The organism is Granulicella paludicola, assembly GCF_025685545.1.
Taxonomy (GTDB): Bacteria; Acidobacteriota; Terriglobia; order Terriglobales; family Acidobacteriaceae; genus Granulicella; species Granulicella paludicola.
The window spans coordinates 161,874-176,542 of record NZ_JAGSYC010000021.1; the positions used below are offsets into that span (position 1 = coordinate 161,874).

A 14,669-nucleotide genomic window follows, 5' to 3' on the forward strand; every position below is an offset into this window, starting at 1 on the left:
ACAAGACGAAGCGTTACCTACCTATCCACAGAAGAATGGGCTCCTCTAGGAATGCGCACTTTTACCGAAGACGCAAGACACCTAGAGCTAAATCCTTCGCCATTGCGCGCCAGCCCAGCCACGCTGCAGTCGTCCCGATGCTATAACCTCCACTCAAAAGTATCCTTGCGAAGATCGTCACCCTTCTGGGAAGACTCGCTGTTTCGGCGTAGATCGACGCTCGCTCAAAGTTGGTGCTCGCGCATCGACGGAAGAAGGTAGCAGCCCTCCCTGCTTCGCTACGCCAACGTTCGGAACAGGTTTTCTCAACCTCTGCCAGAAACTCCGCAGCCCGAGTCTCTTCAGCAGTACGCGTGCTGTAGTCGTAACGTTTGAGCGCCGGGCTGCCTCCGTTCATGTCCGCACCGAAGGTGTTGCTACTGTGCTGGCGATAATGTGCCAGAGCATTCGGCAGGGTTACCAGCTTGCCAAAACAGGTAGCCATAAACCAGATCCACTGATCGTGTGCCAGTATCTTTCCACCCTCGGGCTTAATCAGCGGACGGTTCAGATTGTCCGTAATCTCCAGCAATTCGCGCCGAAAGACCATCGCGAAACCAAATGAACTGATCAATGGATAATAGCCGAGAGGTGCAAACACCGTTCGACTCGGATAATCGGGGACACGCTTACCGGAAGGAACCCCGTCGCCAAAAAGTTCGGCTGAATGCACAACCAGAAGCACTCTAGGATCGCGAAGCTCCGCTACGCAGAGCTCCAGCTTATTTGGCAGCCAGAGATCGTCTTGATCGCAGAAGCTGATCAGATGGCCAGTGCAGAGCGAGGCGGCACGAAGAAAATTGTTAGCATAGCCCAGCCGCGTCGAGTTCGGTGACACCCGCACGGGAAAACTCACCGTGCGAGCGAATTCCTCAATGATTTGTAGCGTGTCGTCAGTCGATCCGTCATCGGTGATTACCAGCTCTGACGGCTGCAAGCTCTGCGCTGCAAGGCTCTCTAGCTGCTCTAGAATATAGGCCGAGCCGTTGTAGGTGGCCATAGCTATAGAGACCGTAGGCGCAACATCGGCGACCTCTCGCACCGCAACGATCGCGGATGCACTCCTGCCCTTAAACCTCGCGGGAATCGTGCCTGTTACGAGTCGCCGGAAGATTGGGCTACTCCACCAGGACCACGACAAGGAAACCGCGATAAGCGCAATCTCAATGGCGCTTCGTGTCGAAAGAACCGAGGTGGGAGCGAAGCCGGAAGCGAGCAGAACGAGCAGCCCTCCCGGAAGGATTCGCTGCCAACCGGTGATCTTCCCCGCTACCCAGAAGAGCAGAAGTCCATCGGCAACCACTCGAAGCGTCCAGGCCCATGCAGCGCCCATGAGTCCGAAGGAATGCAGTCCCACCCAGAGAATACCCAAGAATGGAATGACCTCAATCGCATGAAACTTTGCAACAAGATCCGGTCGGTTAGTCGCCTGCAAATGCTCGTAAGGGATAAAAGCGAGTCCATTGGCCCACATCCCGACCAGCAAAACGACGCCAACACTGGCGGCGTGTCTAGAGAACTCTGCTCCCACCCAGTAGTGCATGAAAATGGGAAGACACGCGATGCTGATGACGATCAGCGGCGTCATCACTGCAGCCAGAGCGATCACCGAATCGCCCGCTAGCCGCGCTCGCTCCTCATCCGAGCTCTTGGACAAGCGAGGAAATAGGCTCGTTGAAAGCGCTCCCGGGATAATCGAGGCGCGTGTCACCAGGTTAAATGGTACAGAGTAAAACGCCACCGCCTCCGCGCTAAGCACGCTACCGATAAGGACGCGATCCAGCGACGTCAGCACTGGATTGAGCAGGTTGGTCAGGGTGATCCAGCCACCGTACGAAAACAGCGGTTTCACCAGCGCTCGCTCAAAGCGTCCCCCTACGCCAAGTGGCATCACTCGTATCAGAGCCACCGCCATGGGAATCGCAGACACCGTCCGAGACAACAGCACCGCCGGAATAAGTATGTGAAGATTCGGACTCCACCAAACCGCAACGGCAAGTGGAACCAATTGAGTGACGAGCGCACTAGCACTTGAGATCGTATTGAATAGGCCGAACCTCTCGCGGGCCTGCAGTGCGCCTCCAAGCACTCCAATAATGATGGAGACAGGAACGGAAGCGGCCAACCAAGGAAGGCTCGCCATTACCTCTGCCCGCATCCCCTCAGGCATCTTGAAGGTCGACATGAAAATAGGCTTGCCGACAAAGTAGACCGCGAGGCCACCTACGATACCGAAACAGGCGTTCAGCAGGATCGCTGTCCAGAAAACGCTCTCACGTTCACGGTTTTGATCGTCTTCACTGAGGCGAGCGATGTGATACGTTGCGGCGCGTGTGATTCCTGGGTCAAAAAGACCGAAATAACCGAGAAACAGCCAGACAATAGCCAGTACGCCGTAACGCGCATCGCCGATCTTGTGAAGGTAGATCGGTACAGCCACCATCCCGACAGCCATTGGGACGAGCGCCCCCACAAGGTTGTACAGAGTATTCCGTTTGAGGCTCATCTAAGGTTGTCTAGTACCAGGTTCGTATCGATCTCGGTCATTCGCAATCAATCCTTATTATCTCATCTAGCGCAGCCACTCTCGATGCCTTGCAAAGCTTCATCGTTACAGCTCACCGAATCTGGGTTCTTCGCCCGACCAGATAACGGCGCAGCATGGAAGCTGCCAAAGAGACGTTGGCCCAGGCAATGCCCAAGCCACGGAAGCCCGCCTGCCTGAACGAGCTGAGAAGATGGTGCGGGATGGCCGTCGCCACAAAACGGAACGCTTGCAGAGGTTTCTGATCTATATAAAGGTGGCGTTTGAAGGTAATGTAAAGACGATTCGCGTCTGCACCAAGAGCGAACGGTTCATTTACCGCCGGTGCCGTATGAACACAAACAAACTCCGGCATGGGAACTACGGGGAAACCAGAGGCAGCAACCCTATAGGTAAAATCAAACTCTTCATACCCGTATGCCGATACGTATTCGTCATACAGAATCCGATCGGATATCTTACGCGCAATAATGAAGCACTGCGAATGAGCGGTATGCTGCTTCATTTCGGGCGTATAAGCAACCGTGGAAAACCCCAGGAAATCGAGCGCATTCGGTAGAAACGCACGCCCTTGCTCCTCGAGTGACGGAAAGAAAAGAGCCGCGCCCTTGGTCATGGACAACGCAAGCGCCGCGCCCGCAAAGCCGGGATCGAGACGGATGTCGTCGTCACACATCATCGCGTAGTCGGATTGATTCGCGCGAAGCGCATGATTGCGGTTTGCCGAACGCCCTCTGCGCGGTCCCGGCACATGCAGCACATTTGGAAACTCAGCAGCCAGCATACTCGCCGTCGCCTCATCCGTACTGTCGTCGGAAACAACGATCTGTTCAAACGGCTGCCTGCTCGCCAGGAGCGATTGAAGGGTGGGCCGAAGAATATCACACCGGTTACGCGTGATCACAACAGCGGAGATTGTGGGTGCCCGTAAAAGTTTCATGCCTTTTTTGCGCGGCTGGCCGAACGCCTCTTGTTATCGCGGTTGATGCCCTAGCTCACGCCCACGTTTTGCCTGCCACAACCGTTAGCTTACACTGGTCACGCGCTTCTGATTCGACGAAAGCATTCAATGGCCACCGACGCAGACACAAACTCCCAGTCACAAAATCGGCACCATAAAGGCAACTGATCTTGCGGGCTGACCTCACGAACGATACGGTTAATGCCGTCGATGCTCCTGCAAGCAGGGGAGGCGTCGCCATCGCCCCGCCAGAAGGGAAACGGGCAATTCCCTCCCTAGACGGCTTGCGCGCGTTTTCAGTTCTCGCCGTAATCTTGGGACACACCCAATCGGCAGCTCTCGACCGCGTCCCCTTCAATGCAGTCGTGCGCAAAGGCGAACTGGGCGTGAATGTCTTTTTTGTTATTAGCGGCTTCCTCATCACGCATCTGTTGGTAAAAGAACTGAATCGTAGTGGGAAAATCAGTCTGAAGCGCTTTTACTTTCGCCGTTCCTTCCGGATCTTCCCCCCGTTCTACGCCTTCCTTCTCATCGTCATCCTCATGCATCTGCCTGATGTGACGTCTGCGCTGCTGTTCGACGCGGCCAGCTACACCTGGAACTACACTGCAAATGCTGCCTGCTGGATCCTGGGACACTGCTGGTCTCTTGCGGTCGAGGAGCAGTTTTATATGCTTTGGCCGCTCTGCATGGTGTTCTTCGGACGCGTAAAGTCCCTTTGGATAGCGATTGGGGTCGTCCTGCTATCACCCTTCGTTAGAGTCGCCAGCTACTACGCTTTTCCGTCGACGCGCACTCATTTGCCGATCATGACCCACACGCACATGGATCCGATCATGGCAGGCTGCGCCCTTGCCCTGATGATCGACCTGAAGCTGTGGGAGGGACTGCGGAACAAGCTGATGCACCCGCTTTCCGTCGCAGCATCGCTGATATTCCTGCTAGGCGTGGACACCTATGCCAGCAAACGCTATGAAGGCGCCTACTTACTGACCGCTGGCTTCTCCCTGGATAGTCTTGCAATCGCTTCCGTGCTTCTATTTGTGGTGTTCCGTCACCATAGCTGGCTGGGCAGACTGCTGAACATCGCTCCCCTGCGGCATTTGGGCATGATCTCCTACAGCTTGTACTTATGGCAGCAGGTCTTCACCGGGCCCCGCACACACTCCATCCCGATCAACTGGCTATGGATTTTGATTTGTGCAGAGCTGTCCTATCTGCTGATCGAACGCCCTAGTTTCTGGCTCCGTGACCGTACAGAGAAAAAATTTACATCATGGTTGCGGCCGCGCAGATCCGCCACAGACGCCGCAGCATAGCGCCACGCTGAACTCGACACCAGATATCAGCTATCCCCTGGATGTCAGGTGAATGTGCGAAAATAAAAGAGTGAGTTCCATACCGAGCCCACTGCTGGAAACCCAGCAGGCCCCTGAGAGACCAAAGGCACAAGCAAAGCACTATCCGGCTCTGGATGGTCTCCGCGGCATTGCGATTCTGGCCGTCTTCTTCTCACATTTCGGTGGTGGCCACTCGATAGCGAACCCATTGGTTCATGCGTGGTCGGTTATTGCGGACGCGGGCTGGATGGGTGTCGATCTGTTCTTCTGCCTGTCTGGCTTTCTGATTACAGGCATTCTGGTGGACACCAGCAAAGCAGCGCATCGAGTCAAGAATTTCTATGCTCGTCGCGCACTACGCATCTTCCCTTTGTTCTACGGCGTGCTCGTCATTTTCCTATTACTGACTCCCGTGCTCCATCTGCATTGGCAGCGGGCTCACCTGCTCTACTTTCTATATCTTGGGAACATGGTGCCTCTCATCGCGCCAACACTGTTTTCCCCTGGTCCACGCATGGGCCTGACCCATCTCTGGTCCTTAGCGGTCGAGGAACAGTTCTACATGCTCTGGCCGTTCGTAGTCTGGATCATGCCGAATCGTCGCAAGCTGATGCATCTCTCGGTCGTAATCGTAATAGCGGTGCTCTTTCTTCGTCTTGCATTGGTTCTGCACCACGTCGACCCGTTCATTATCTATTCCCTACTTTTTACTCGTGCTGACAGCATGATCTGCGGCGCGATTCTGGCTCTCCTGGTACGCGGTCCTTCTGCACGCGCGCTGCCTGTGCATTTGGTCCTACCGCTGTCGGCTCTTTGTACGCTCGCGCTCTTTCTGGCGTCCCACAGCAGTCTGCACGAATCCCCCCTGATGTCCTCCATCGGCTACTCCGTCATCGCGATCCTTTCCTCATGCCTCGTATATTGCGCGTGGCTCGGAGAACACTGGATCGCTCGCATCGCCAATCACTCTGTGCTTCGCTTTTTCGGACGCTACAGCTATGGTTTGTACATCTATCACGGTTTTTTGATCGCCTTCCTGTTGCCGTGGATTGTTCCCTTTCAACGCGCTTTCAATTCCCCATCTGTGGGAGGCGCCATTTTTCTGATGGTTGCACTCGGTCTCACGGTCACGCTCGCGGTTCTCAGCTATCATTTGTTTGAGGCTCCCCTGCTCGGTCTCAAGAAACGATTTGCCTGATGAGTTCCCTCTCCCTATTTAAGCCGATCGTGGAACTGCCCCCAAAGGTCTTACTTTGGGTGAGCGGCCCTGTTCTTACGGGATTGTTCCTATATATGCTACTAAAGGGATACGGGACCGTTCTGACCGCCCTGCTCCCCTTAGCGTTGCTGGGCTGCCTTCTCGTCTATAACCGGGTCGCGGCTATGTTGGCGACGATAGCGTACCTGTTTCTGGTTGGCGATCTTCGTCGTATCCGGGACTTGGCGTTCCCTCATCCATCACTCGATCCGCTGCTGCTCGTCGGCCCAGCTATCGCGGTCATCCTTGCGCTCCCGGTAATCATCAAAGCGAAATCTCAGGATCCCCTGTCGAAGGCAATGCTGTTTTTGACGCTCGTGATGACCGCTGAGATCTTCAATCCTTCCCAAGGTGGATTGGGAGTCGGCGTCGGAGGCGCCTTCTTCTACCTTGTACCTGTCTTTTGGTTTTGGATTGGCCGAGAATACGGCACAACCGCGGTTCTTGAAGCGTTTCTCTATCGTGTGATTCTTCCGCTTGCCATCGCCGCGGCATTGATGGGCCTTTACCAGAACTTCATCGGCTTTCTCCCCTACCAACAGCTCTGGATCGACGCGAATATCAATACATTCGTGATTCTCAGAATGGGCAATGGGAGTCGCTCCTTCGGCTTTTCTGTTGCACCTTCCGAATATGCCAGCCTTGTCCAGATCGGAGCGATCGGTGTTGTTGCAGCCTACATGGCGGGACGAAAGGCCTGGATTCTTGCACTCCCGATCCTCATTGCAGCATTGATTCTGGCCTCTGGTCGAAGCGTCATCGTAAAGATGGTCTTCGCACTTGCGTTCACCTGGGTAGCTCGCAACAGGAAGGACTTTGGGGCCATGGCCATCATTCGCCTTATCGTCATTATGATGGTCGGGCTTATTGCGGTGTCGGTCATCGCGAGCCGTTTTGCTGGGGGAGCACAAGGTTATGGCCCTCAAAGTGCCACCTCTGCCGCGATAGCCCATGAGGCCGGTGGCCTCGCTAATCCTTTTGACAAGAAAAAATCGACAGTTGGACTTCACTCGCAGTATGTTCTGGGCGGCTTCCTTGAAGGCTTCAAGTACCCTTTCGGGCATGGTTTGGGGTCGACAACTGCAGCAACCGGCAAACTTGGCACCTCAAAAGTAATGTTCACGGAGATTGACCTCTCGGATCTCTTCATCGCACTCGGGCTACCTGGCGGAATCCTCTACTTATATTGCGTATTCCAAGCTCTTCGTTCTGCACTCTTATTCGTAAGGGGAGCCCCTAAAGTGATCAGTTTGCCTACTCTTGCCATCCTTGGTGGTGGAATCGGTATTTGGCTGGTTACTTCGCAGTATTCGACGTCTGCCATGTACCTGTTCATGATCGGTTGTCTAACGCATTCGGAGTCAGGAGCAGTCAAGGTCAAACAGCGAATAGCTGCTCCTACAGTCGAACCCTTGTCCCGAGCGGTCGCTTGATCAGCTAAAGATCCTTATGACTTGCCCGCATGACGTCATAGTTGCGCCTCAAGTAGTAGCTTGAAAGAGGCGTCGGCAAAATAACCTCCAGCAGGCATCCTTGGCTTGAAGTTGACCACTGACTGTTTGTATGTAGAGCAAGGTCTCATTTTGCGAGAAACCCTTCTCCTCGGCACTTCATAGCAAAAATCCAGCGCTAGCGTATTGATAAAAGGAAGGGGCTGCACGAATATCCGGCCACCCCTCCCGTTGCTATTTTAGTTGTTGCCACGATACGAAAAAGAAGATCGAGGGTATACGCTGACCCGTCCAGGCTTCGCTGTTTATCCTAACCTACCTTCTTCTTTGGCTCCTCGGTATAGTAGCCACTCCCATAGCCGTAATACGAGCCATAGCCAATTCCCTTGATCGGCACGTCGTTGAACAGCACGCCCAGAACCTTGGCACGAGTGCGACGGAGTAGCGCCACCGAACGCTGCGCTGCCCGCATCGGCGTTACGTCGAACCGTGCCACGAGAATGACTCCATCCACATACTTGGCAATCGGAAGCGTATCGCTCACCACCAGCAGAGGAGCCGAATCCAGCAGTACGAAATCGTACTCCCGGCGCCACTGCTCCACGTAGCTACGGAACTTGAGCGACCCCAGTGCCTCCGAGGGGAAGGCCACCGTCTGTCCAGCCGTTAGCACCGACAGGTTTTCCAGATCAGGAAGCGGCGTTTGGAAGTTCGGAGTACCGAGCGTCGCACCGCTACTCATCAGCAGGTCGCTCAGACCCACCTTATTGGGAAGGCTGAATTCGTTGTGAAGCCTGGCCCGTCGGAGATCGATATCCACGATAAGAACCCTCGCACCGGACTGCGCCAGGATCACTGCGTAATTGGACGAAAGACTCGTCTTGCCCTCTCCTGCAAAGCTGCTCGTCATCAGAACAACCCTGGGCGGATTATCGATCGAAGCGAGGAAGACAGAGTTTCTCACTGCACGGAAGGCCTCGGCGACCTTCGACAGTGGCTGTTCGTAGGAATACGGGTACGTCTTCGTCGCCGAGGCGATCCTCAGCTTTAGCCCATCGTCGTGAGGAATGGTAGAGAGCGTTGACAGATGCAGCGCCGACTCCAGTTGCTCGACGGTCTGCAGCTTGTCCCCCGTCGCAGCGAAGAGGAATGCCGTCAGCGCACCGGCAAACAGCCCCAAAACAAGTCCACCGAGGAGCAGCAGTGTCTTCTTCGGCTCGACCGGAACGTGCGGTTTGCGTGCGCTGTTGACGACCATCGTGTTTACGGCATTAAGACCCGCGCTCACACCAGCCTGCTGCAACTGATATTGCAGCTTATCGTACAGGTCGCGGCTCGCCGAGCCCTCCGCCAGCAGGACTGCATACTGAGCCTGCTTACTGTTCAAGGCGTACACACGCTGGGTCTGGTCGTCGAATTGCGCCTGAATCAGGTCTTCCGTACTCTTTGCAACCTGATACTCCTGGCGCAGACGGCTCTTGGTGGTATCCACGAGCTTCGTAAGCTGATCGTCGACGTTCTTACGCTGAGCAATCACCTCCGCGAGAGGTGGATAGCTCGGGCCGAACTTCGCTGACAACTCGACGTAGCGGGCATATAGGGTCGCCTGTTGAGTTTGGAGGGCCTGCAGGCCCACGCTGGGATAAAGCGTCGCCAAGGTCGAAGCATTGGCATCCAACGCGGCCCGAAGCTGTGCTTCCTTTGCAATTCGATCGGCCTGGACTTCGCCGAGACGCTGATTCAGCGCCTCAAGACGCTCGATGACAGTATTGCTATTTTTGTCGGTGCTGGTGATGTCGTTTTCGCGCTGAAAATCAGCGAGGCGCTTCTGAGATTGAGATGCTCGGTCCTTCAAAGTGTTCAACTGCTCTTGCAGCCATGTCTGCACCTGCGCCACGGAGCTGTAGCGACTATCGAATCCGTTCCGCAGATAGGCGTAGACGATGTGGTTCGCCAGTGTCGCCGCAACCTCAGGATTCTTGTTCCGTACAGTAACAGCTAGAATCTGGGTTCCCTCGACAGGCTTTACGCTCACCATGCCCGAAACAGAGGCAATCAAGTTCTCCTGGGCCAAAGTCAAAGCAGGTGCTCGGCCATTCAGGCGTTCCTCCTGCTGCTGCTCCATCGCAGAAGCTGGAAACGACATCGCAGACTGCGGCTCACCGGCCAGCTCTCGGAACTGATCGTCCGGCATGGATTGCAACGCAGCAATCGTGACAGCATCACTGCGCAGAATAAGCGTCTCCGTCTGCATGGGATCGCTTACCGAAAACATCGATGCCTGATCCATGAGTCCGAGCGAACTAGCCCTGTTCGGGTCAATACGCAATGATGCGCTGGCCTCGTAAATCGGCGTCGTGAAATGCACATACACTGCGGAGATGGACAGCCCTACGAGAGCGCAAACCAAGATGAGCCATTTGTGCCTACCTAAGGTACGAAAGACATCGCCAAAGGACATCCCTGGGGCGTCGCTGACGATTGCTCCGTCCTTGAAATCTGAAATCTCCTGCTCGTCCTGAATCACGTCACTCCTTCGGTCAAATCTGGTGTTTACAGCGCAATGAGAAGGTATCTATCTCATGATGTTTTGCGACAGCATCGCCTCGCGGCGATCCCGCGAACTCTTGGTTCTAGGGTCCATCCCTCGCTTAGTCACCAATAAGTCTACTCGCCCCCATCAGACCCAGCAAGCGACTGATAAAGCGCGACATATTGCTCTCCTGTTTTTTCCCAGGTCATCTCCTTGGTAACTTCTCGACCTCGTTCTGACATCCGAGAGCGGGCGGGGGTATCTGCAAGAAGTTGGCGAATCGCGGCTGAGAACGCTTTGGCATCTGTCGCGTCTTCTATCAGTATGCAAGCATCCGCAAATGACTCGCCCGTTGCGATTCCAGCTGAAACGATTGCGGGCAAACCGCTTGCCAGCGCCTCCATCACGACAAGCGGATGGGCCTCATAGCGGGACGGAAACACCATCGCGTCGGAGCTCCGCATCAGATCGGCGACACGGGACGTCTTACCAACGAAATGAACCCGGTCGGCAAGCCCTAGTTCGGCGGCAAGTGCGACATAAGGGCTGCCCTCGATGGATGCGGCAACCGCGAGATGTACATCAGGCAGCGTTTGAAGCGCCTGAAGTACCGTCGGAAGATTTTTCCTGGGCGTTTGAATGTCACCCACAAAAAGCAGCAGCGGATAATCATTTGATAGGTTGAATACGCTCCGACAGGGATGCCCTGGATAAAACTCCTCCAGATCGACTCCGTTGTAAATCACCCGAACCGGCTTTTGCGTGACGCCTAACGATTCAACCTCCGAGGCGGTTCGACGCGATACAGCAATAATCTCCTTGGCGCTTCGAAAGGCTGCCCGCTCCCACCGTGCATTCAGTACAGTGTAAAGGCGTTGATACCAACCGCCCGGCTTCAGAGAAAGGAGCCGGAAAGGGAATACAGGACTGCTAAGCCAAGCGGAATGCACAAAGTGAACAGCCACAACATCACATGCCTCCCAGGTGACAAAACCATTGCCCTGAATCACATCAAACTCCGTCCGATGAAGCCGCAGCCACGCCGCGCTTTGGTTCGCAAAGTGAACATTTCGGACGAGTTGAGTCGGCAATCTTTCGCTTCCGATCTGAACAAACTGCACATTCGGATGCTCAGCCAACTCGTTGCTGCACGCCATCGCTAAAATAGTGAGCTGGTGCCCGCGCTCAAGAACAGCGCGTGCTACTTCGAAGTTGACTCGACCTTGGCCATCGTGGCGACGTAAGGCATGGGCAACCAAGCAAATCTTCAATGACGATCCCAAACGGTGACACCAATCCGATTCAAAACGGTCAGTCCTGCAACGCATGGGTATCGAGTCCGATATCAGCGGCGATATCTACTCGATTATTTTGCCCAACCCATTCAATGCAGGTCTGTACTATTAGTATAAGCGGAATCGATCGAGACGATTTCAAAATACAAAGTCGATGTAACCTCGGAGAGCTGCCGTTTGAACTTGATGATCGTAAGCCATGCATGCGCTACCCCAATCAATCAAAGCTTCTTCGCTGATGTAGAAGCGGTAACAGGATGGAAGCTCGCCCTGGCCCTGCCACAATTCTGGAAAACCGAATATGCAGAAAGGAAAGCAGAACGCTGGGCAGCTTTTAGGGGCGACTTCTATCCAATCCCAGTTTTGAAATCTGGGCACATCCCTCTGCACGTCTACCGGAGTGGTCTATTAGGCCTATTGAAAAAAGCCCGGCCTGATGCGATCTACGTGCAGCATGAACCCTACGGAGCGGCAACATCGCAGGTATACCTCGCAAACCGCATGACTCGACGTGTACCTATTGGCTTCTATGCCGCCCAGAACATCTTCAAGCAATACCCAGTTCCGTTCCGATTCATGGAAAGCATGGTGCTTCACGAATCGTCATTTTGCTTTCCTGTGACTGACGAAGCCTTGGAAGTTTTGCGTGCTAAGGGCTATCGCGGCGATGCCGAGGTGCTGCCCCTCGCGGTCGACAACACCCTCTACAGACCAATGCCTGATGCAGCACGTTCCCTGCGAGAAAAGCTCGATATCGGCTCGGACGAACCCGTAATCGGCTACCTGGGTCGCCTCGTGTCCGAAAAAGGTCTGCTCACGCTAGTCAAATCGTTGAAGCTAATCGAGACGTTGCCTTGGAAATGCGTCCTGGTCGGCAACGGCCCGCTGGAGGTCGAACTTCGAGCGGCCATTGCTCAATCCGGACTTGAGGGCAGGGTGTTCTTCCCAGGGTATGTACCTCACACCGAAGCTCCAGCTTGGCTCTCGATGTTCGATATGTTGGCGCTCCCATCAGAGACCCGCGAAAACTGGAAAGAACAGTTCGGGCGTGTCATTGTGGAAGCCAACGCCTGCGGTACCCCGGTCATCGGGACGACCTGCGGGGAAATCCCGGCCGTCATCGGCCACACGGGCGGGGGAATTATCGTTTCGGAAGCCGCGCCCCAAGAGTTCGCATCGGCATTGGCTCTGCTCATCAATGACCCCAGTCGGCGCGAAGATCTCGCAAAACGAGGGCGCAGTGTCGCTGCCAAAGAATATGATCAGCGCTTTCTGGCATCCCGTTTTGCAGAAGCCATCGCCAGAAATGTAAAGGCCAGCAACGAGTCCGCACCGGCGCGTGTTTAGCCTTACTATGGTAGAGATGGTGCTAAAAACTCTGCATCGGATTCTCCCGCAGACGGATATGTGCAACCGCGTGTCAAAATCACAAACCCGGTAGTCAATCCGGTGGCCAATGTAGTGAGGTGTTCGATGTCACACAAAAACGTTTCTGCCAATACCGTAGTCTCAAGCTATCTTTCGGGCCTTTGCAGCCCTAGAGCTATTCATATCTATACGTTGCTGTGTCTCGGCTTTGCCCTTCCGGCCTCCCTGGCTATCGCTCAGACGGCACCTGCGCTTGCGGAACCTACCACGGTCACACCCGAATTAGCAGACGCCCACCCTCTTCGGATCGGCAAAGGTGACGTTGTCAGCGTCACTGTCTTTGACACCCCGAGCTTGTCGTTTCAGGACCGTGTCGATGAAGCAGGTTTTTTACGCGCTCCTGTGCTGGGAGCCGTACAAATTGCGGGACTGAACACGCAGCAGGCTTCTCGTCTTTTCGAAGAGAAGCTTCGCACAAGCGAGATCATGCTGAAGCCGAACGTGACCGTTCAAGATACTGAATACGCAACTCAAGGCGTAGTTCTGTTGGGACAGATCAAGAGTCCAGGTACCTATAATCTCCCGGGGCCGCACTCCCTCTATGACGCGCTTTCTGCCGCAGGTGGAGTCACGGACACAGCTGGCCCGCGCATCACCATTACTCATCGTGGTGACCCTGAACAGCTGGATGTCATCGACGTAAGTTCTCCGAACTACTCTGCCATTCAGCGCTCGACTCGAATCTTCCCAGGCGACACCGTATTCGTCTCCAAAGCAGAGGTCTTCTACGTAATCGGCGACGTCGGCCATCCGGGTTCCTTCTACATTCAGAACGGAAAGCCCCTGTCCGTTCTCAATGCAATAGCTCTCGCTTCCGGGGATAACGACACTGCCAAATACTCCGCCGCTTCCATCAAGCGCAAGACTTCGGCAGGCGTCGTCTCCATTCCCTTCAACCTGAAAAACATAAAGAAGGGGAAAGAAACCGACATCGCGGTTCTCCCGGAAGACATCATTATTCTGCCCCGCAGCGAACTGAAGGTGGCGCTAACCACGATCTTGCCTGGAGCAGCAAACTCTGCGATTGGAACGGGTGTTACTGCTGCGGTGATTAGGTAGCGGAATCCCGGTAATTGAAGTTCGTGATTCACACTCTCAGAAGAACTATGTCACTTAGATACCTTCAATCCGTCTTGGGCCTTGCGACTATGGTCGTTGCGGGGGTCCTGTGCCGCGAATCTGCGGCACAGGTCACGGTAGACTCCTCAGTCAGTGCGTCGGTGAATGTGTCCGTAGACAATTCAATTAGCCAGCCACTGCTTCCAGGCTATCTACCACTATTCGGTACAGGCGAAGCTGCAGGCTCCGGTAGCCGTAAGGTAGCCGCGTCCTTTGCCTCCACAAGAGCGGCGACGCAATCGTCCTTGCGTCAGTTCTCGCAGCAAATTTCGGCTGGTGCTCAACTCAATCAGTCCCCCACATTGGCATATGCCATGATGGCGCCGGCGGGGAGAATGACCGCCCCGACCAGAGCCCCACTCGGACCCAAAGCCGCTCCCACCGGAAGCACCGGCGAGAGCAGCTTTGGCAATGGAAGTTTCTCCAACGGGAGCTTCACGAACGCTAGTTTCGCAAATAAAAGCTTCGGCCCCGACGATCCAGTGGTCTTTTCGGCGATGAATGTGGTGCCATTGACGCCTACACCTAGAGTTGCATTTCCAACTCGTTTCAGGTCCGTGCCTCCGAGGAAATCCAACCGTTCAACCTCCTCGGACAATGACGCCACCAAGGGCCGTTCGAATAACCGATCAACCACTCCGACGTTCGGCAACAGAGACTTCACACCGCCCGGCTCAAGATCCAATTCGACTCCATCCAG

General features: G+C 54.9%; 10 protein-coding genes. 5 read left to right on the forward strand and 5 right to left on the reverse strand.

What is annotated here, in order from left to right; genetic code table 11:
* Nucleotides 1-61: 61 nt before the first annotated feature.
* Complete coding sequence (locus tag OHL14_RS05140) at nt 62-2,545, reverse strand: glycosyltransferase (protein ID WP_263378252.1); 2,484 nt, start codon at nt 2,543-2,545, stop codon at nt 62-64.
* A 112-nt stretch (nt 2,546-2,657) separates the two neighbouring features.
* Nucleotides 2,658-3,524: a glycosyltransferase family 2 protein gene (locus OHL14_RS05145; protein WP_263378253.1), complete on the reverse strand. Its 867-nt coding sequence runs from the start codon at nt 3,522-3,524 to the stop codon at nt 2,658-2,660.
* 191 nt (nt 3,525-3,715) lie between these two features.
* Between OHL14_RS05145 and OHL14_RS05150 the strand changes: the two genes are divergently transcribed.
* The 3 genes from OHL14_RS05150 to OHL14_RS05160 all read left to right on the forward strand — a co-directional run bounded on the left by OHL14_RS05150 (nt 3,716) and on the right by OHL14_RS05160 (nt 7,576).
* Entirely contained in the window at nt 3,716-4,864 is a 1,149-nt protein-coding gene (locus tag OHL14_RS05150; RefSeq protein WP_263378254.1) for an acyltransferase family protein, read from the forward strand.
* A gap of 70 nt (nt 4,865-4,934) precedes the next feature.
* Entirely contained in the window at nt 4,935-6,083 is a 1,149-nt protein-coding gene (locus OHL14_RS05155) for an acyltransferase family protein (protein ID WP_263378255.1), read from the forward strand.
* Complete coding sequence (locus OHL14_RS05160) at nt 6,083-7,576, forward strand: hypothetical protein (RefSeq protein WP_263378256.1); 1,494 nt, start codon at nt 6,083-6,085, stop codon at nt 7,574-7,576. The genes OHL14_RS05155 and OHL14_RS05160 overlap by 1 nt, the downstream gene beginning before the upstream one ends.
* 328 nt (nt 7,577-7,904) lie before the next feature.
* Here the strand turns inward: OHL14_RS05160 and OHL14_RS05165 are convergent, their stop codons facing one another.
* Nucleotides 7,905-10,055 carry a GumC family protein gene (locus tag OHL14_RS05165; RefSeq protein WP_263378440.1) on the reverse strand — a complete coding sequence of 717 codons (2,151 nt, stop codon included), beginning with the start codon at nt 10,053-10,055 and terminating at the stop codon, nt 7,905-7,907.
* A 206-nt stretch (nt 10,056-10,261) separates the two neighbouring features.
* Nucleotides 10,262-11,398: a glycosyltransferase family 4 protein gene (locus OHL14_RS05170; protein WP_263378257.1), complete on the reverse strand. Its 1,137-nt coding sequence runs from the start codon at nt 11,396-11,398 to the stop codon at nt 10,262-10,264.
* 210 nt (nt 11,399-11,608) lie between these two features.
* Between OHL14_RS05170 and OHL14_RS05175 the strand changes: the two genes are divergently transcribed.
* Together OHL14_RS05175 and OHL14_RS05180 are read left to right on the forward strand one after the other, a co-directional pair.
* On the forward strand, nt 11,609-12,769 hold the full coding sequence (locus OHL14_RS05175) for a glycosyltransferase family 4 protein (protein ID WP_263378441.1): 1,161 nt from the start codon (nt 11,609-11,611) through the stop codon (nt 12,767-12,769).
* Between the two features lie 60 nt (nt 12,770-12,829).
* A complete protein-coding gene (locus tag OHL14_RS05180; RefSeq protein WP_263378259.1) occupies nt 12,830-13,909 on the forward strand; it encodes a polysaccharide biosynthesis/export family protein in 1,080 nt (359 codons plus the stop codon).
* Nucleotides 13,910-14,258: 349 nt separating this feature from the next.
* Here OHL14_RS05180 and OHL14_RS05185 read toward each other — a convergent pair whose 3' ends face one another.
* Nucleotides 14,259-14,654, reverse strand: a complete 396-nt coding sequence (locus OHL14_RS05185; RefSeq protein WP_263378260.1) for a hypothetical protein — start codon at nt 14,652-14,654, stop codon at nt 14,259-14,261.
* Between the last annotated feature and the right edge of the window lie 15 nt (nt 14,655-14,669).